Raw genomic sequence first — 18,208 nt, 5'->3', positions numbered from 1 at the left:
CGCGAACTGCGCATGTGCTGTCCTCGCCATCTGCACATGTGCTGTCCTCGCGAACTGCGCATGTACCGTCCTCGCGAACTGCGCATGTACCGTCCTCGCGAACTGCGCATGTACCGTCCTCGGGAACCGCGCATGTACCGTCCTCGGGATGACCACCGTAGGAGGAACAGCCACGTGACCAGCCGCGTCACCTTCGTCTCGCCCGCGACGAGCCCGTCGCTGCGGTGCGCCCGCTTCTACGACGGCGACTCGGTCGACGCCGTCGGTGCGGCCCGCGCGCGCTCGGCGGCCGGATCGCTGCGCTCGCCCGGCCTCGTGCTGACGTCCCCGAGCGTGCGCTGCCGGGAGACGGCGGCGGCGCTCGGTCTCGACGGCGCACAGACGCCGGAGCTGGGCGGTCTGGATGTGGGCCGCTGGCGAGGCCGCACCCTGGAGGAGGTGGCGGCCGCCGACCCGGAGGCGGTGGGTCGCTGGCTCAGCGACCCCGACTGGGCTGCACACGGTGGGGAGTCGGTGCGGGACGCGTGCGAGCGGGTCGGACGCTGGCTGGAGTCCCTGCGGGACAGCGACGGCCGTACGGTCGCGGTGGTCGAGCCGGAGGTCGTACGTGCTGCGGTCGTGCAGGTCCTTGGCCTGCCCACGGCCGTGTTCTGGCGGCTCGACGTACCGCCGCTGACGGCCACGGAACTCAGTGGGCGGGCCGGCCGGTGGAATCTGCGGCTCGGGCAGCCCCTGGCCACGTCGGACGGCATACCGGACACCGCTGCGGGCAGCACCTCGGCGGGCTGAACCGGAGCAGACAGGCCCAGGCGGAGCGGGCGCCGGTGTTCAGGAGGCCGCGTCCCGGTGCCGGCGCAGCAGCACCGCTATCGCGCAGCGCAGGCAGTGGGCCTGCGCGTCCCGTTCCCCGGCCCGGTGGGGGCTGTCGGACGCCGCGCACGCCGACGGCTGCATGCGGTCCTGCTCGTGGCAGTCCACCGGGTCGTCGACCAATGTCTGCAGCTCCCGCAGGAGTTGTTCGGTCCGCTTCGCCTGCTGGGCGAGCACCCGCACCCGTGCGCTCTGGCCGCCGATCTGCCGCCGGCTGGCGATCAGTTGCTCGTACTCCTCGACGGTGAGAGCGATCGCGTCACGGCCGTCGAGAGTGATGTGGCGTGGCTGGGGATGTCTGCCCACTCGGCTCCTCCGCTCGTCGCCTGCGCCGGTGTCCGGGGAACGCGAGAGGGCCCCCGGAAGGTTCCGAAGGGCCCTCTTGTGTCCCGAAACCGTCAGTTCGAGGCGGGAACAGTCCGCCCGGAAGGAGCCTTGGCGGGCTTGGGATTCAGCTGCCGCTCTGCCAGCTCCCCGAAGAGCAGGCCGAATCCGCCCCACAGGACGGCCTGGATGGCCAGCGCCGAGAGACGGAACCGCCACAGCAGGGCGGCCGGGAAGTCCTTCGGCACCTCGTTGACGACCGGCAGGAACTCGTAGGCCAGGCCGATCACGAAGACGAAGCCGGCCACCGCGGTCACGGTCGCCCACCAGGTGCCCAGACGGGGCGCCAGGCGCTTGCCCAGGATGGTGGCGGCCACCGCGAGGAGGACGCTGAGCAGCATCATCAGGAAGTACAGGGTGGTCCGCTTGCCGATGGTGTCGGGGTTGCCGACCGACGGCGGATTGGCCGGGTACTTCAGGAACGGGACCACGTACACGGCGAGGAGCGCGCAGCCGGACAGCAGCAGCGCGGTCGCCCGCGGGCTGAAGCGGCCCACGCGGCCGAGTGCGAAGCAGTACGCGAGCGCGGCGATGCCGCCGAAGGCGACCCCGTAGACGAGGACGCCGGTGGCGAGACCGGCGGTGGACTGGAGGGAGCGGGAGACGACTTCCATCTCGTGCTCGTGGGAGTGCGCCTCCTCGAAGCCGATCGCCTTGTCGACGTTCGGTTCACCGAGGAGATAGGCGACCACCAGGGCGAGCACGCCGGCCGCCAGGCCGGCGAGCATGCCCCGCACGAGGAGGTTTCTGACCGTTGCGGAGTTCATGGGCGTGCGGCGTCCCTCGGCTCAGTGGCAGGGGAAGCCGAGCAGGTGTCGGGCGTCGTGGACCCACTCGTGGACGTCCGTGCCGTTGAACACGGAGGTGGCGCCCTGCTCGGCGCCGACGAAGTAGAGCAGGACCAGCATCAGGATGCCGAAGAAGACCGCCCAGGGAGCTATCGCCTTCAGCGGCAGCGTGGCGGGAACGACGGGGGTGGTGGCTGTCGGCTGGGCGACGGTCTGCGCCATGGCAGAACCTCCTCTGGGAGTTCGCGTCCCATCTCGGTGGTGCAGTGGACGACGGCCACGGGTCTGACTCACGAAACGCCCCGCAGGGCGCCTCGCACACAGTGGCGCGACCGTGCCGGATTCCCACCGGCTTCCGTCTCGCCGTCGTCGATATCTGACAGACCGTACCGCGCCCCGCGGGCCCGGCCAAGACCGCACCACCCGGCGTGATCTTCCTCTCGCGCCGGGTGGCCGCGACCGGGCAGGTCAGCGGCGACGGAACCCGGCCGGAACTCCGTGGGCACCGGTCGGCAAAGACGCCCCTGCCCTCGTCCCGTTCGGCGGGCGCGGCGAGCCATGCAGGTTTTCCGCTCCGATCCGCTCCGATCCGCTTCGGTTCTCCGGACCTCTCCCGTGCCTGGCGGTGCGCAGGATTCCGGATAAGGCCTCGGCGATACCAGTGTGTTCGGCGTATGCGGCGCACAACTCAGCTTTCCCGTTGCCGAGACCGTTGCCGTTACCGAGACCGTTGCCGACGCCGACGCCGACGCCGACGCCGAGGTGGTCGTCGGCATGTTGCGCACCGGACTCACCGGGCTCACCGGCTCACCAGGCCGCCTCCGGGGCGGTGCCGGGCCCGGCGAGTCCCAGCTCGTGTTCGCCGAGGGGGGTGAAGAAGCGTTCGACGTCGGCGTCGGTGACCTCGGCGAGGGTCGCGGGCGACCAGCGCGGGCTGCGGTCCTTGTCGATGACCTGGGCGCGGACGCCCTCCACCAGGTCGTGCGTGCTCAGGGCCGCGCAGGAGACGCGGTACTCCTGGTCGAGGACCCGCTCCAGCGGGCCGAGGCGCCGGGCACGGAGCAGGGCGGCCAGGGTGACCTTGACAGCGGTCGGTGAGCGGGTGAGCAGGGTCTCCGCCGCCTCCTTCGCGGCCGGGTCGCCGTGGGCGAGCAGCCGCTGCACGATCTCCTCCACCGTGCCCGCGGCGTAGCAGGCGTCGATCCACTCGCGCCGGGCGGCCAGCTCGCCCCGCGGCGCCGGCTGCACATGCCGCCGCAGGACGTCCCGTACGGGCATCTCGGCGAGGTCGTCGACGAAGGCGCCGAGGCCGCCGGCCGGCAGGTAGTGGTCGGCGAGCCCGCACAGCAGGGCGTCGCCTGCGCCGATCTGCGCCCCGGTCAGCGCGAGGTGGGTGCCCAGCTCGCCCGGGGCGAGAGCGAGCAGGTAGGTGCCGCCCACATCGGGGACGAAGCCGATGCCGGTCTCGGGCATGGCGACCCGGGAGCGTTCGGTGACGATCCGCACGCTGCCGTGCGCGGAGATGCCGACGCCGCCGCCCATGACGATGCCGTCCATGAGGGCGACGTACGGCTTGGGGTAGCGGGCGATGCGGGCGTTGAGGCGGTACTCGTCGCGCCAGAAGGCGGCCGAGGCGGTGCCGTCGCCGTCGCGGGCGTCGTCGTGGACGGCGCGGATGTCGCCGCCCGCGCACAGCCCGCGCTCCCCCGCGCCGGAGACGACCACGGTCTCCACGGCCGGGTCGTGCTCCCAGACGGTCAGGGCCTCGTCGATACGGCGCACCATCACGTGGGACAGCGCGTTGAGGGCCTTGGGCCGGTTGAGTGTGATGTGGGCGGCCCGCCCCGAGGTGTGCAGGAGGACGGGTTCTTCGGTGCCGCTCATCCGAACGCCTCCGTCAGGCCACGGGCCACGATGACACGCATGATCTCGTTGGTTCCTTCCAGGATCTGATGGACACGCAGGTCACGGACGATCTTCTCGTTCCCGTACGCGACGGGCAGCCGTAGCCGCCGTGCAGCCCGAGTGCGAGTGCGCGGTCGGCCACCGAGTACCGGTGCCGGTGCAGAACCGCTTCGCCCTCGCGCACAGGCACGGGGCCTGTGGCCTCCCCGGTCGAGGGCCTGGGCGGCCTGCTGCACCAGGGTGCGGCCGGTGCCGGGATCGTGGACGTCGCCGAACGCCCCCGGGTGCCCGGGACGTGCTTGCCGCTGGTGAAGCGGGTCGACTCGCGTGCAGGGGGGCTGTCTTGTGTACGGACCACGGGGCCGGCTCCCGTCGGGCGTTCCGGGCCGCGAAGCGCGCACCCGTTCTCACGGGCGGCCGGGGCCGGGCCGGTCCTGGGAAGCCCTGGCGAGTCGCGGCGGCGTGAAGGTGTAGAGGTCGAGGATCTCCGGCACCGGCGCGATGCCGGGGCCGCCCGCACGCACCCACTCGGTGATGTCCTCCGCCGCGTCAAGGTCGTTGACCAGCCCCAGCCAGACCGGTCGGCCGCCGGCGGCGCGGCCGGCGGCGGAGGGCTGCACGACGATGACGTTGGCCTGCTCGCACACGTCGAGACACGCGGAGATGCGCACGGGCACCTCCGCACGCAGCCGGGCGGTCTGCGCCGCGTGGTCGACTCCGGTCACCTTGGGACTGCCGCAGCAGCAGTCCCGGCACACGACGACGCGGCACGGCGCCGGTCCGGCCGCCTTCGCGACCGCCTCGTCACCGAACAGCTCTTCGGCCGGCCTCCCGGGCATGCCGCACCACCCCTCCCCGGGGAGATCCGCCCCGGTGTCCGTCGAGGAGGCGACCGCGTGAGTCTCCTGGCTCTCGGGTCGTCGCTCGTCCCGGCCTTCCCGCCCTTGCGGGCCGTGGCCTCCTGGAACTCGCTCACCGATCACAGTGGCGGGACCGCACCGGATTCACACCGGTTTCCTCGGACCGCCGTCGCCCTGTCACCGGTCATCATCCCATCACCGGCGGTACGCAGAACGGCGGACCCTCTCACGGGCACTACCGGAAACTCGGCCAGACCGTGGAGCGCAGGCACTCCCAAACCCCGAGGACAGCCTTCTGTGCGTCCGTCGACAGATGCAACGGTGCATTCCGGTATGGAAACTCGCGGAACGCCTGCCGCGCGCCCTGTGCCGTTCGAGGTTAAAGCGTTGCCACTGAAAGCTGACGATCCGTAGGTTGGCGCCATCATGAGGACTCGAATTCTGAGGTTCGGCCTGTATGCAGACCAGCAGGGGCTGGCGTGGGTCAGGGAGCTCGTCGACCGGACTGTGGATTCCCGGAGTGCCCGGATCGTCAAGGCGGACGTTGCACGCACCTGTCCTGACGGCGACTTGACGACCGCTGAGACGTACGATCACCTGGCGGAACAGTGGGCCTTCGAACATCCGGGTCACAGCAGTGGCGAACGGGAAGCGGTCGAGCTGCGCGTCCACCTGGCGTGTTCCCTGCGGACATGGCGAGTGATCCGTAAGACAGTGATCAGGTCTTTGTGTCCGGAGGGCACGGCGCCCCACACCTGTCGTGTTCCGTGGTGCGCTGCCTGAGCTGCCGGCACGACGGCGGCGTCTGCCGGAGTCGCTGGAGGAGTTGCACGGCCCGATCCAAGGGGTCGTAGAGCTGCCTCTGCACATGGCCGGGTCGGGGATGACCTCGTATGACATGAGCAAGCCTCGCCAGCGCATGGGCCTGTACCGCACTGTCCTGCACGAGGGACTGCGCGACGACCTGACCCGCTGCCTGAACCAGGACCTGCTCCTCCAGTGTGGCCGGTGCTGCGCGCACTGGTCGGTCGCACCGTGCGCCCTGTGTGGGAGGACACCTTCCCCCAGCTCGCCTCCCGCACCCGGGCAGCCGCGTGACGGACATGCCAGAGCTGCACACGCGGCTCCTGGCGAATGTGATCGCCCTCGGCTCCCCATATCCGCTGGTCCTCACCGGCGGATACGCCAGGACCTCGATGTCGCCACCGAGAACCCGGTACCCATGGCCGATGGCCGCGCTGGTCGGCACCCCCGGCGTCCGGCGCCTGCGGGCTGGGCACCTGATCACCCCGCCCCATGAGGACGCGCGGAAACTCGGCGAGTTCGGCGCCGCCCTCGCCGACGTGCTGGCCCGGCATGTCGAGGTCACGGGCATCGACGACAAGACGACATTTTTCAGCACCTTCGAGGACGAGATCCGCAAGGCCCGCCCCTCGGTCTGGCTGTGGGCGCCGTGGGTCGCGAACCGGGTGCGCGGCATCCTGCCACTGGTGCAGGGTGACGATGCGCGGCGGCCACTTCGCCCGCAAGCTCCTGGAGCACGAGCACGCCGAGCTGTTCACCCGCCCGCCGAAGTGCGCCCGCTGCGGCGGCACGAGCATCGAGCTGCGCCGCCGCACGAACGGCGTCTGGTTGTCCCGTCCCTGCGACGAGGTCAGCTCCGCGCGCTACCAGTGGCAGCCGGGGCGTCGGAAGCGAGGGTGATCCGCTCCCTGACCAGTTGGATGAACTGTCGTGCGAAGGAGTTCCGGTAGAAATCCCGCACGGCTATCTTCGGTGCACCGAGCTCCTTGACCTCGGCCAGTACGCGGACGACCAGGAGCGAGTTGCCGCCCAGCGCGAAGAAGTTGTCCTCAGGGCCCACCTGCGTACCCAGGTGCCGGCTCCAGATGTCCAGCACGTCACGCTCCAGCCGGTCGGCGGACCCGGTCCCGACGGGATCCGGGGACTCCGCCGGGGCCGGCCGAGCAGCAGTCGGTGCGGGGAGCTGTGCGACATCGACCTTCCCGTTGATCGTCAAAGGGATGGCATCGAGCTCTGTGACCGTTGCCGGGACCATGTAGTCGGGCAGAAGCCGGCTGGCATGCTCCGCGACCATGGCCACTGTCGCGTCCCCCTTGAGCACTACGTAGGCGTCCAGCCGGTCGGCTGCTCGATCGCCGCTCTCGTCGTGGTGGACGACGACGGTCGCCCCGGTGACCGACGGTGCTCCGAGCAGGACGTTGCGGATCTCGTCCGGCTCGATCCGGTATCCGCGGATCTTCACCTGGCTGTCGATCCTCCCCAGGTGTTCCAGGCACCCGTCGGGCCTCATGCGGCCCTTGTCGCCACTGCGGTAGATCCGCTCACCGGTCACCGGGTCGATGACGAAACGTCGCGCCGTGAGCTCCGGCTGCCCCTGGTAGTGACGGGCGACTCCAGCCCCGCCGACCCAGATCTCGCCCGCCGCTCCCACCGGCAGAACCTCTCCTCGCGGTCCACGTACGGACACCGACCAGCCGGGGAGCGCCGGGCCCACCGACCGGCTCCCCTGCAGAGCCGTCTGAGGCGTCACGGTCTGCGCCGTCACGTGCACGGTGGTCTCCGTGATCCCGAACATGTTGACCAGACGGCACTCCGCCTGCGGATGGCGGGCGAACCAGGGCAGCAGCTCACGGGCGTCCAGCGGCTCACCGCCGAAGATCACCAGGCGCACCGCGAGCTCGGCGGGCGATTCCCGGTCCTGTGCGACGAGAGGCAGGAAGGCGGAGGGCGTCTGGTTGAGCACGGTGACGCGTCGTTCGGCGAGCAGTGCGTGGAACTCCCCCGTGTCCCGCGTGATCCAGAAGGGCACCACCACGAGTTGCCCGCCGGTCAGCAGACAGCCCCAGATCTCCCAGACGGAGAAGTCGAACGCGCTGGAGTGGAACATCGTCCAGACGTCGTCCGCGCCGAGCCCGAAGTCCTCTGCCGTGCCGTCGATCAGGGCCAGCACGTTGCGGTGCGGGACGACGACGCCCTTGGGCCGCCCCGTCGATCCGGACGTGTAGATGATGTAGGCGGGGTCGTTCTCGTCGCAGGGTGTGGTCCGGCCGCGGGAGACGCTCCGCTCGCCGAGCCGGAGCAGTTCCTCGGGGGGCACGGACCGAACGCCCTCGACGACCGGGAACACGCCGGCTGCTGCGACGACGACGCGCACCCCGGCGCTGCCGACCGTGTAACGCAGGCGCTCGTGCGGGTACTCGACGTCCATGGGTACGTAGGCGCAGCCGGCCTTGAGTACCGCGAGCAGGGTGACGACGAGGGTCGCGTCGCGCTCCAGGCACACGCCGACCATGCTCCCCGGCACCGCCCCCGAGGAGCGCAGCCCCTCGGCCATGAGTTCGGCCTGCTCATCGAGCTGGCGATAGGTCAGAGTGCGGGTGCCGTCCGTGACGGCGACCGCGTCCGGATGGCGGCGTACCAGGTCCTCGAAGCGCCCGTGGACGGTCGTACCGGCCGTGGGGGCCGCGGCGACCGGAGGAGTCGCTCCCCGCCGCACGATGTCCGCGGCGCGCTCGGCCGGCATCAGGGGGACGGCCGACAGCGGCAGTTCTTCCCCGGACCCGCCCAGGTCCGCCAACCACTGTGCGACATGGGCCACTTGCTCGCCGAAGGCCCGCGCGATCCGCGGATCGATCACACCCTCGTCGTACCAGCAGGTGACGCTCCAGGACCGGTCCGGGCGCTGCTCGGCCTGGAGCGTGAGGGGGAAGACGGGCGCGAGGCAGGGGTAGTACTGCCGCGCGTCGTCCCACTCGCCGAAGACCATGCCCACCGGAATCGCGAGGCCACCCCCGAGTTCTGCCGCCGGTTCACCGGCCGGCTCCGGTGTCTCGGGCCCGGCGGCGAGGAAACCGGCGACGGACATGGTCTCGTCGTACTTGAGGACATACTCGGACAACGCGTCCGGTCCTGCCGCGTCGGGATCGAGCAGGGCGATCCGCGGTGTCTCCTCGGCGTCGTACCGGGCCAGGAGGATGGCGGTCGCGGCAATCAAAAGCTTCTGGTCCACCGGGTTTTCGCAGACCGTCGTGGAGCATCGGGCCGCGCCGACGAGTCCGCGGCGCGCGAGGTCACCGAGGCCCCACTCCGGACCAACGAGTGAGGCGGTCCCCTCCCCGCGCGTTTCACGCGGGGTGCCGTGCCGGCCTGCCCGGGGCAGCGAGCCGCCGGTGAGGAATCCGGCCAAGTCGCCCAGTGCCGCCCGGGACAGGGCGTCACGGGCGGCGACCAGCACCAGATCGGCGACGTCGTCCGTATGCCGCACGAGCGTGATGCGCAGCCCCGGACCGGCGGTGGCGCGCAGCGGCCGGCGGGCTTCCTGTTCCGCGTACTGCTGCGCCGCCGGTGCCGTCGAGCGCTCCCGCGTGCGCCGTTCCCACAGCACGCCTTCGGCCGGTTCGCCGACCTGTTCCAGCCGTCGCCGCAGCTCACTGCTGCTGGGTGGCTGCGGGCACCTGACCGTCAGGCTGTGGCACATGGCGGCCTGTTCGTGGCACTGCAGCGGCACAGACCAGTGGGCTGTCGCCATGGGAGAACTCCTGTCGGTGCGCCAAGAAGGGTGCGGGGAACACGGTCGGCCGACGCGGGTCAGCGCGCGGTGAAGCCCCCGTCGACGGTCAATACGCTGCCGGTCACCTGGGGGGAATCGTCACCGGCGAGCCAGAGGGCGGCGCCGGCGATGTCGGAGGGGGCGATGAGCGAGTTCATCGGCTGCGCCTGGATAAAGACCCTCTCGTGGTCTTCCACGGCCACGTCCAGGGAACGGGCGATCTCGGACAGCATCCGGCCGTCGACCGACGGGTCGTCCGCGACGGAGCCCGGGCAGAGGGCGTTGACCCGGACCCGGTGCGGCCCGTAGTCGAGAGCCGCGGCCTTGGTCAGCCCTATCAGCCCGTGCTTGGCGGCGACATACCCCGCGAAGTGCCGGTAGCCGACCAGACCGGCGGTGGACGAGACGTTGATGATGCTGCCCCGCCGCTGAGCGATCATCGTCGGCGCCACGGCCTTGATCATGCGCCACGCGCCGGAGAGGTCGACGTCGATCATCAGACGCCACTCGTCCTCGGTGATCTCGTGGACGGCCTTTCCCGAAGGGGCGGCGATGCCCGCGTTGTTGACGAGGACATCGACACGGCCGAAGCGGTCGAGCACCTTCTCGACGGCCGGCGTCACATTGCCGCGTACGTCGACGGACTCCGCCAGCACCGCCGCGCCGCGCTCCTCGCAGAGCTTGGCGGTGTGCGTGAGCTGACCGCTCGTCGACAGGGGGTAGGGGACGCCCTCGATGTCCTCGCCCACGTCGAGCAGGACGAGGTCGGCTCCCTCTTCCGCGAACCGAAGCGCACAGGCGCGTCCCAGGCCACGGCCCGCGCCGGTGATCACCACGGTCCTGCCCTCCAGGGCCGTACCTGCGGCACTTTCCCTGCCGCGCGTCATGTGCGGGCGCCTCGCGCCGCAGCGGCGATGACAGCGAGCAGTTCCTGTTCTCTGTCGGTCAGATACATGTGTCCGCCCGCAAGCTCCTTCAGTTCGAACGGCCCGGTGGTCACCGTCTCCCAGGTCGCGCACTGCGCCCGGCTCACCAGGGCGTCGTCCGTCCCGCGCAGGGCGGTGACAGGCAGCGTCAACGGCTCGTCCGAAACGGGTCGGTACTCCTCGTGCAGGGCCACGTCCGCCCGGAGCAACGGAAGCAGCACCTCCCGCAGGTCGGGATCGTCGAGTGCCGCGTGCCGGTACCCGGCGAGCTCGGCGACCCGCTCCACGAAGGTGTCGTCGTCGAGTTCCGCGGTCCGCCCGGTGCGACCGCTCCGGGGTCCGGGGGACCCGCTCACGAAGAGGTGCTCCAGCGCGGTGAAGCCCTGCGCCTGGAGTTCACGAGCCGTCTCGTAGGCGAGAACGGCTCCGAGACTGTGCCCGAAGAGCACCACTCGTTCCGCCCCGCCGACCAGGCGGAGCGCGGCTCCGGCAAGGTCCTTGGCCGCCTCCGCGGCGTCCTTGTACGGGTCGTCCAGGAAACGCTCCTCCCGGCCCGGCATCTGCAACGGGACGATCCGAAGACCCTGCTCACCGCCGTTCGGCCAGGCCCTGTAGAAGCCGGCGCCGCTCCCGGCGAAGGGTACGCACAACAATGACAGGGTCATTTATCATCCTCATACTTGGAATGCCATTCGCCCAACAGCGCCTTCATCGTCATGGACACCGGTTGAACATGTCCAGACAAATGAGGAATCCTGGTTTGTGTTGCCGGTGAAAACCTTGTCCGCCGACGGGACAGGCGCACTCTGCACCGGGCACCAGGTTCGTTCTTCAGGATATTTTGCGACGAATCCGTTCGAGGACGCCCGAAGGCATTTACCTGGGCCTGACCGACGGCGAGTGACAACATTCGCCGTGGCTCGCTTTCAGAACGGTACCGGCGGCCACCGCACGTCGTGCACCCAGGAGGTCTCCCGACGCCGACGGCACCCTCGCCTCAGGACCCGCCGGCCGCCCGCCGCAGTATCTCCATCGCCCAGGTCTCGACCGGCGCGCCTTCCTTCCTGGCAGCGGTCCGGATCTGTGCCAGGATTTCGGCCGGGAGTTCGATGTGCAGCAGGCCCGCTTCGGGCGAGGGGTCGGCATCGCGCCGGTCCGGACCCGAGCCGGATCCGGTCGCGGCGGGTTCGACCCGCTCCGAAGCCGAACCGGCCCCGGCGGGACCGACTTTGTCCAGCTCAGCGCGGCTCTCGGACTCGGTCACCTCGCCCTGCCGCGCGCGGAGGCTGCTACGAACCTCCCCGCGAAGCTTGTTCCTGCTCCAGCCCATCGCTTCCGCTTTCCTCAGCCAGTAGTCCTGTTCCGGCTGATCGAGCGCCACCACTTCAAGGTGATGACTGAAGCTCAGATTCTGCCGCCTGCGGGCCAGCGGGAACTTGCGCGCGACCCACGTGTAGTTACGAAGCGTCTGGTAGCTGAGCGACGTCCGCTTGATGGCTTCGTAGTAACGGTCCTGGAACTCGGATTCACCATAAACCAGCCAGTCGGCGATCCACCAGGTAGAAGAGTCAGCGAAAGAGAACAGTCCGGTCCCGACTTGCTCCCACATATTGAGGCTCTGCCTGGATGTGAACGACAAGCCGGACTTGTGGAACTGCACGCCCCTGCTCAGCAGCTGTCCCGCAGTGTTTGTCGTTGCAACGTTCCGCGCAGTTGTCTCGTTTGTCCTCTTTGTTAGGATAGCAGTGCGCAACGATCCCCCGTTGGTTGATGCTTTCGCATGTATTGGCCAACCGTAACAGTTGGACGTCATCCAGGACGTAATTGTGCGCGATTCGCGGGCCGCCCGCTACGGCACGGAGACGGGTCGACTGCCGCCCGCACTCGCATATCGCTACTCACTCACGATCGACACGAGCGCGAGAGCTCACGCGGGTCGAGGAGCCGTTCACCGATAAGAGGTTTCCCTTAAGCAAAACCTCTCTGGCGTCGACTGCCCCATTTGCGTCACCCATTTCCGCGCCGTCCCGTGCCGCCCATCGGACAATTCGCCATGTTCCCGGCCGATCGGTGCGAGAGTGCGTCTACGTCCTGGCGGTGTCTCGCCGGCGAGACACGTGAGCGGAGCGAACTACCCCCGCCAGGGCTGGATATGACCCCGGAGAGGTGTCATGTTTGGGTCCACGTTCTTCTCGCGGCGACGGGCTTTTAATGCGGAGCGAGTGAGACCGTCTGACACACGCTCGAACGATTGCGTTGATCGAGCCTGAAAATAAGGTGTTCCCGAAGGAACGGCCGATCGATAGGGGAGGGCTTCCGTGCCCCGAATACGTCACACACATGGGCTGGATATGCCGGATCTTGAGGGTGACAGTCTCGCGGGCAAGCGTCATTCGCGTATGGTTCCCGCCTCATCGCCGCAGCGCAGGATGTACTTCTCCTCGATGATGCGACCGAACAACTCGTCTGACGTCTGGAGGCCGATTCTTACCGTCGGTGGAGATCTCTCGATAGACAGGCTGGAGCGCGCGCTTCAGGTGCTGCGCAGCAGGCACGAGGCATTTCGAACCACATTCCTGGAGCGCGGCGGCGAAGTCTTCCAATTGGTGCACGACGAGGACGGCGACGCCACGCAGCCGGTCCTGATCGACCTCGTGGAGGCCGAGGGCGATTCGCAGGACGAGCGCCGAGCGTGGGCAGAAGCCGAGGCCAGGAGGGTCGTCGACCTCCCGTTCGACATTTCGTCGGGCCCGCTCTGGCGAACGTCGGTGATACGGGTATCGCCGAGCCTCCATCTGGTGGTCTTCGTGCTCCACCACATCATCACGGACGAAATCTCCGGGAAGGTGTTCGCCGAAGAACTCCGTCTCGCCTACGCAGACCCGCACGCGCCCGCCCTCGCGGTGCCGGCCGCACAGTACGCCGACTTCTGCCTGACGGAGAACGCCTCCAAGGTGGCCGAGGCCGACCTCGACTACTGGCGTGGCCAGCTGGCAGGAATTCAGCCGGCGCCGATGCCCGAGGACGGCGAGGAGAGCCCGGGCAGAATGATCGGATCGAGGTTGCCGATCACCGTCCCGCAGAGTGTCGTGGCAGAATTCGAAGAGTTCTGCCGGGCCCGCTCGGTGACCCCGTTCGCCGGCCTGCTGTCCGTGTACTTCGTTCTGCTGCAGCGTTGGACGGGAACGAGCGACATATCGATCGGAACGCAGACGCTCGGCCGGCCGACCCCAGAACTTTTCCAAACGATCGGATTCTTCTCCAACACGGTGGCACTGCGCTGCCAGGTGGATTCGGCGCTGACCTTCGATCAGCTTCTCGGTCTCGTGAGCGACACGGTTCACGACGCACTGGACTACCAGGACGTTCCGTTCGAGGTGGTGGTGGGCGCACTGGCTCCCGAGCGTGACGCCGACCGCAACCCCCTGTTCCAGGCTGCCATCACCTATGGCATGCTCGACCTGAGCGACGTATGGGCACTCGAAGGTCTCCAGATGACGCTCCTGCCGGAACCTGCGGAATTGTCGGGGCTTCAGTTCGACCTGAGGCTGGACATACAGCAGCTGGCGGGCGAAGTCTCACTCAACGTCGAATTCAACCGCCGGCGGTTCTCCGAGGCAGCCATGCAGCGGTTCGCCGAGGCCTACGGCGACCTGCTGGGCGCACTCAGCCGGCAACCCGATGTCGCACTCGGCAGCATCCCGCTGCTCGACCAGGCCGCACTGACGGAGACGCTGGCGCTCGGCGCGAGCGGTGAACCCGAGGTCGACCGTACTCCCTCGGAGCCCACGTCCGTGTGGGACCTCTTCGAACTGACCGCGGCCACCGTGCCCGAGCGGGAGGCAGTCGTCGCGGACGGCGCGCGGCTCACCTTCGCCGAACTGGCCGGCCGGGCGCGGACAATGGCCGCGGGCCTTCAGGCTCGCGGCGTGCGGACCGGCACCGTGGTGGGGATCTGCCTGGACCGGCGCAGCGATCTGATCGTCGCGATGCTCGCCACCTGGTGCGCGGGCGGCGCCTTCCTGCTGCTGGATCCGCAACAGCCCGAGTTCCGCCGCCGCCTGCTCCTCAAGGAGGCGGGCATCGCTCTCGTCATCGCGGACGAGGCGTTCGCCGAGGTGGAGACCGTCTCGACGGCCGCCCTCCTGGCGGACGCGGAGAAGACCTCCGGAGACGATCCGGCCGACGGCGGCTTCGCGCGTCGCCCGGCTGCCGCTCCGGCCTACGTGGTCTTCACACCGGGTTCCACGGGACAGCCGAGGGGTGTGGTCATCGATCAGGCGAGCCTTCTCGCCCTCGCCACCAGCCAACTGGCGCCGGTGTACGGACGGTTGCCCGAAGGCCGTCAGGTGAACGTCGGTGCGCTGAGTGCCCTGACCTCCGGCGTGTTCGTCAACCACTGTCTCGGCATGATCGCCTTCGGGCACCGGCTGCTGCTGATCGACGAAGAGGAGCGAACGGACCCGTATCAGCTCCTCGCCCGTGGATCGGATCCCGAAACGGCGATCGATGTACTTGACTGTGCAAGCGGCCGGCTGGAAATGCTGGTCGACAACGGCCTCCTGACGCTCCCGCACCCGCCGAAGATCGTGGTGATCGGTGGCGAGAGCCCGTCCGACCGGCTGTGGGAGCGTCTGCACCACCAACCCGGGCTGCTCGCGTTCCACGTCTACGGCCTCAACGAGTGCACCGTCGAGTCGGCCAGGGCGGAGATCCGCGAACACCCGAAGCCGGTGGCCGGGCGCGCGGCCGGCACGTCCCGGATCTACGTCGTCGACGACCAGTTGCAGTTGCTGCCGCCCATGTTCGTCGGTGAGATCTGCATCGGTGGACTCGGCGTGGCCCAGGGGTATGCGGGGCAGCCGGCGCACACCAGCGAGCGATTCGTGGCCGACCCCTTCAGCCATGTCCCCGGACGGCGTATGTACCGCACCGGCGACAGGGGCCGGCTGCTTCCCGACGGGCAGTTGGAACTGTGGGGGCGCCTCGACGACCAGGTCAAGATCCGCGGCCTGCGCATGGAGCCGGCCGAAGTGGAGGGCGTGCTGCTCGGGCATCCCGCGATCGCCCACGCCGCGGTCGTGGCGACCCAGCCCGGCACCCGCACGGCCGAACTGGTGGCGTACGTCGTGCCCGGCGACGAAGGCCAGGACGCGCTGACGCCCGCCACCGTCCGGGAGTTCCTGCGCGACAGGCTCCCCTCCGCACTGTTGCCCGACCGGGTGCAGGTTCTCGCCGCTCTTCCGACCACGCCCGACGGGAAGTTGGACCGCACGGCACTGTCGGGCGGCGCGCCGTCGAGCACCGTGTCGGACACCGTCCGAGGCGTCTCGGTGTCCGACGACCCCCTTGAACGGCAGCTGTGCCAGATCGTGGCCGAGGTGATCGGCGTTCCGCAGACAGACGTTGACGACGACTTCTTCGTGCTCGGCGGAGATTCACTGCTCGCCATGACCGTCATCGGTCGGGTGCGCGCCGTCATGGGCTGTGAGCTGCGGCTGCGGGCGTTCTTCGAAGTGCAGTCGCTCGGGGAGCTCGCTGCTCACCTCAGTGCCGAGGTCAGCGCGCCCCGGCCCGTGCTGGGCAGGAGAGCGGACTCGTGAGGGTGGCGACGCGTTCGTACTCAGAGGGCTTTTGATCTTCTTCGCGGACAACGCGGCCTCGGGGCTGGCAGGCAGCAACAGAGCTCCGGTTCAGACGACTTGGTGTGAGAAACCTCGTCCTACCGGAGCTCCGCCCTGCTCGGCGCGCCGACACGCGACCCGACACCCACCTCACACCGATCTTGAAACGGCCGTGGGTCTGTCTCGCCGGCGAGACAGACCCACGGGCCTCGTCAAGTACCGACCACGACACATTCCAGGTGCTGGCCAGGCGGCCGGAAAAATGTATTCGGAGGAGAGACTTTCATGTCCAGGCACAAGGTGTCGGAGCACATCGCGAAAAACGCCGCCGAGCGGGCCAAACGACTACGGCCGGACGGCATCGGCCAGTACCTGAACCTCAGCGGCGAATTCGCGCACATGAACGAGGACCCCTTTACCGATCGCATCGAGCGGGAGCCGTACCGCGACCACGTCACGGTCGCGGTCATCGGCGGGGGGTTCGCCGGCCTGATGGCGGGCGCCCGCCTGAAGGAGTCGGGGGTCTTTGATGTCAGGATCATCGACACCGGCGGCGACTTCGGCGGAACCTGGTACTGGAACAGGTACCCAGGCGTCCAGTGCGACGTCGCGTCCATGATCTACCTGCCGTTGCTGGAGGAGACCGGCCACGTGCCCACCGAGTGGTACGTGCACGGCCCGGAGATCCTGGAGCACTGCCAACGCATCGGCAAGCACTACGAGTTGTACGAGAACGCGCTCTTCCACACCCGGGCCACCGGCTTGGACTGGGACGAGTCCGCCCAGCTGTGGACGGTGCGGACCGACCGCGGTGACGAGTTCACCGCCCAGTTCGTGATCATGGGGCTCGGCCACCTCTCCGTGCCGAAGCTCCCCGGTATCCCGGGTATCGAGACCTTCGCGGGCCCCGCCTTCCACACGAGCCGATGGGACTACGCCTACACCGGCGACCCGGTCGGCGGACCGCTGGGCAACCTGCGGGACAAGCGGGTGGCGATCATCGGCACCGGCGCCAGCGCGGTGCAGTGCATCCCTCACCTGGCCACCGCATGCCAGGAACTGTTCGTGTTCCAGCGCACGCCCTCCGTCATAGAGGTCCGCAACAACCGGCCGATCGACCCGGAGTGGTTCGCGCAGATGGCCGCGCCTGGATGGCAGCAGCGCTGGCTGGACAACTACGCGGCCATCATGACGTCGGCCGAGCCGCCGGACGAGGATCTGATCAACGACAGCTGGACCGCCATGGCCAAGATGTGGCGCGACGCTGGAGAGGTATCGAAGTCGGACTTGGACCAGGCGGACCTGGAGGAGACTGCCAAGGACCCACGGGCCGCGGAACTCCTCCAGCCCTGGTTCTTCGCGGACATGGCGAAGATGGGCCGGATCCACACCCGGGTGGAGGAGACGGTCAAGGACCCACGGACCGCGGAACTCCTCAAGCCCCGGTACTACCTCGCGTGCAAGCGCCTGACCTTCCACGACGAGTATCTGGGCGCCTTCAACGAGCCGACGGTCCGTCTCGTCGACACGGACGGCAAGGGGGTCGAGCGGATCACGCCGCGAGGTGTGGTGGTGGACGGCACCGAGTACGAGGTGGACTGCATCGTCTACGCGTCGGGGTTCGAGGTCGGCACCGCGCCCACCCGGCGCGCCGGATTCGACCCCGTCGGCAGGGACGGCAGGCGACTGTCGGAGCACTGGACCAACGGCATGCGCACGATGCACGGACTCCATGTGCACGGGTTCCCGAACGCGTTCCACGTCCAGTCGATCACGGGCGGGACGCGGTTCTCCAACCTCTCGCACAACCTGTCCGAAGCGGCCAAGACCGTCGCCGCCGTCATCGCGCACGCGGTCACCACGGGGGTCGCCGTCGTCGAACTCACCCAGCAGGCGGAGGACTCCTGGATGAGCAACGTGGGAATCAATCCGGACTGGCGCACGTTCCTGGGCGCGGATTGCACCCCCGGCTACTCCAACAACGAGGGAACGGATCTCGGTCCGCATTCCCTTTGGGACGCACACGAGTTCCCCGATGGCCTGGGCTTCTTCCAACACCTTCAGGAATGGCGGAACAGTGGGGAGTTCGACGGCCTGGAATTCCACCGTTCGGACAGCTGAAGCCGCTTGTCCCGTCTCGCCGGCGAGACAGTCCTCCCGGGCTCCGTCGAGTGGTGCCCGGGACTCATTCACCCTGGCGAGTGCCGCCTGCTAGCCTCGCGAAGTCGATACAAATCCGTTTTCTCTTTGCCGATTAATTCCGCCGACATAACGGCTC

The 18,208-nt window shown here is 68.9% G+C and carries 13 protein-coding genes, 2 pseudogenes and 2 riboswitches; of the genes and pseudogenes, 5 read left to right on the top strand and 10 right to left on the bottom strand.

The features are described from left to right. Positions 1-174: 174 nt before the first annotated feature. Positions 175-789: a histidine phosphatase family protein gene (locus ACFZCP_RS28835; RefSeq protein ID WP_391432122.1), complete on the top strand. Its 615-nt coding sequence runs from the start codon at positions 175-177 to the stop codon at positions 787-789. Positions 790-828: 39 nt separating this feature from the next. Here the strand turns inward: ACFZCP_RS28835 and ACFZCP_RS28830 are convergent, their stop codons facing one another. The 6 genes and pseudogenes from ACFZCP_RS28830 to ACFZCP_RS28805 all read right to left on the bottom strand — a co-directional run bounded on the left by ACFZCP_RS28830 (position 829) and on the right by ACFZCP_RS28805 (position 4,786). Continuing rightward, the gene (locus ACFZCP_RS28830; RefSeq protein ID WP_391432119.1) at positions 829-1,176 is read right to left on the bottom strand and encodes a hypothetical protein; all 348 of its coding nucleotides are present in this window, start codon (positions 1,174-1,176) and stop codon (positions 829-831) included. A gap of 92 nt (positions 1,177-1,268) precedes the next feature. Then, positions 1,269-2,021 (bottom strand): CbtA family protein, encoded by a 753-nt coding sequence (locus ACFZCP_RS28825; protein WP_391432116.1) that lies wholly within the window; start codon positions 2,019-2,021, stop codon positions 1,269-1,271. A 21-nt stretch (positions 2,022-2,042) separates the two neighbouring features. Continuing rightward, positions 2,043-2,264, bottom strand: coding sequence for a CbtB-domain containing protein (locus ACFZCP_RS28820; protein ID WP_031170427.1), 222 nt, complete (start codon positions 2,262-2,264; stop codon positions 2,043-2,045). 36 nt (positions 2,265-2,300) lie between these two features. Next, a riboswitch (cobalamin riboswitch) is annotated at positions 2,301-2,445 on the bottom strand. A 404-nt stretch (positions 2,446-2,849) separates the two neighbouring features. After that, on the bottom strand, positions 2,850-3,926 hold the full coding sequence (locus tag ACFZCP_RS28815) for an enoyl-CoA hydratase/isomerase family protein (protein ID WP_362687210.1): 1,077 nt from the start codon (positions 3,924-3,926) through the stop codon (positions 2,850-2,852). Then, positions 3,923-4,192, bottom strand: a pseudogene (locus ACFZCP_RS28810) (acyl-CoA dehydrogenase family protein); the annotation flags it as partial. The gene ACFZCP_RS28815 and the pseudogene ACFZCP_RS28810, both read right to left, overlap by 4 nt. Before the next feature lie 162 nt (positions 4,193-4,354). After that, complete coding sequence (locus ACFZCP_RS28805) at positions 4,355-4,786, bottom strand: (2Fe-2S) ferredoxin domain-containing protein (RefSeq protein WP_391432111.1); 432 nt, start codon at positions 4,784-4,786, stop codon at positions 4,355-4,357. Positions 4,787-4,845: 59 nt separating this feature from the next. Beyond that, a riboswitch (cobalamin riboswitch) is annotated at positions 4,846-4,967 on the bottom strand. A gap of 600 nt (positions 4,968-5,567) precedes the next feature. Between ACFZCP_RS28805 and ACFZCP_RS28800 the strand changes: the two are divergent. Then, positions 5,568-5,905, top strand: a pseudogene (locus ACFZCP_RS28800) (transcriptional regulator). Positions 5,906-6,036: 131 nt separating this feature from the next. Beyond that, positions 6,037-6,561 (top strand): hypothetical protein, encoded by a 525-nt coding sequence (locus ACFZCP_RS28795; protein ID WP_391432165.1) that lies wholly within the window; start codon positions 6,037-6,039, stop codon positions 6,559-6,561. On the opposite strand, the gene ACFZCP_RS28790 is transcribed toward ACFZCP_RS28795, so the two are convergent. From ACFZCP_RS28790 to ACFZCP_RS28775, 4 genes are all read right to left on the bottom strand, one after another. Continuing rightward, positions 6,462-9,359 (bottom strand): amino acid adenylation domain-containing protein, encoded by a 2,898-nt coding sequence (locus tag ACFZCP_RS28790; protein ID WP_391432108.1) that lies wholly within the window; start codon positions 9,357-9,359, stop codon positions 6,462-6,464. The genes ACFZCP_RS28795 and ACFZCP_RS28790 overlap by 100 nt on opposite strands. 59 nt (positions 9,360-9,418) lie before the next feature. Continuing rightward, complete coding sequence (locus tag ACFZCP_RS28785) at positions 9,419-10,267, bottom strand: SDR family oxidoreductase (protein WP_391432106.1); 849 nt, start codon at positions 10,265-10,267, stop codon at positions 9,419-9,421. Continuing rightward, positions 10,264-10,971, bottom strand: coding sequence for an alpha/beta fold hydrolase (locus ACFZCP_RS28780; protein WP_391432103.1), 708 nt, complete (start codon positions 10,969-10,971; stop codon positions 10,264-10,266). Before ACFZCP_RS28780 ends, ACFZCP_RS28785 begins: the two co-directional genes overlap by 4 nt. A gap of 332 nt (positions 10,972-11,303) precedes the next feature. Continuing rightward, positions 11,304-11,966: an LmbU family transcriptional regulator gene (locus ACFZCP_RS28775; protein ID WP_391432100.1), complete on the bottom strand. Its 663-nt coding sequence runs from the start codon at positions 11,964-11,966 to the stop codon at positions 11,304-11,306. Between the two features lie 739 nt (positions 11,967-12,705). Between ACFZCP_RS28775 and ACFZCP_RS28770 the strand changes: the two genes are divergently transcribed. Further along, positions 12,706-15,909 carry a condensation domain-containing protein gene (locus tag ACFZCP_RS28770; protein ID WP_391432097.1) on the top strand — a complete coding sequence of 1,068 codons (3,204 nt, stop codon included), beginning with the start codon at positions 12,706-12,708 and terminating at the stop codon, positions 15,907-15,909. 306 nt (positions 15,910-16,215) lie between these two features. Then, positions 16,216-18,051 carry an FAD-dependent oxidoreductase gene (locus tag ACFZCP_RS28765; protein WP_391432094.1) on the top strand — a complete coding sequence of 612 codons (1,836 nt, stop codon included), beginning with the start codon at positions 16,216-16,218 and terminating at the stop codon, positions 18,049-18,051. Positions 18,052-18,208 lie beyond the last annotated feature (157 nt).

Origin of the sequence: Streptomyces sp. NPDC007971 (assembly GCF_042958635.1) — a bacterium.
In the GTDB taxonomy this organism is placed as follows: Bacteria; Actinomycetota; Actinomycetes; order Streptomycetales; family Streptomycetaceae; genus Streptomyces.
Note: the sequence above shows the minus strand (reverse complement) of the source record. Positions and strands in the feature narration are given on the sequence as shown.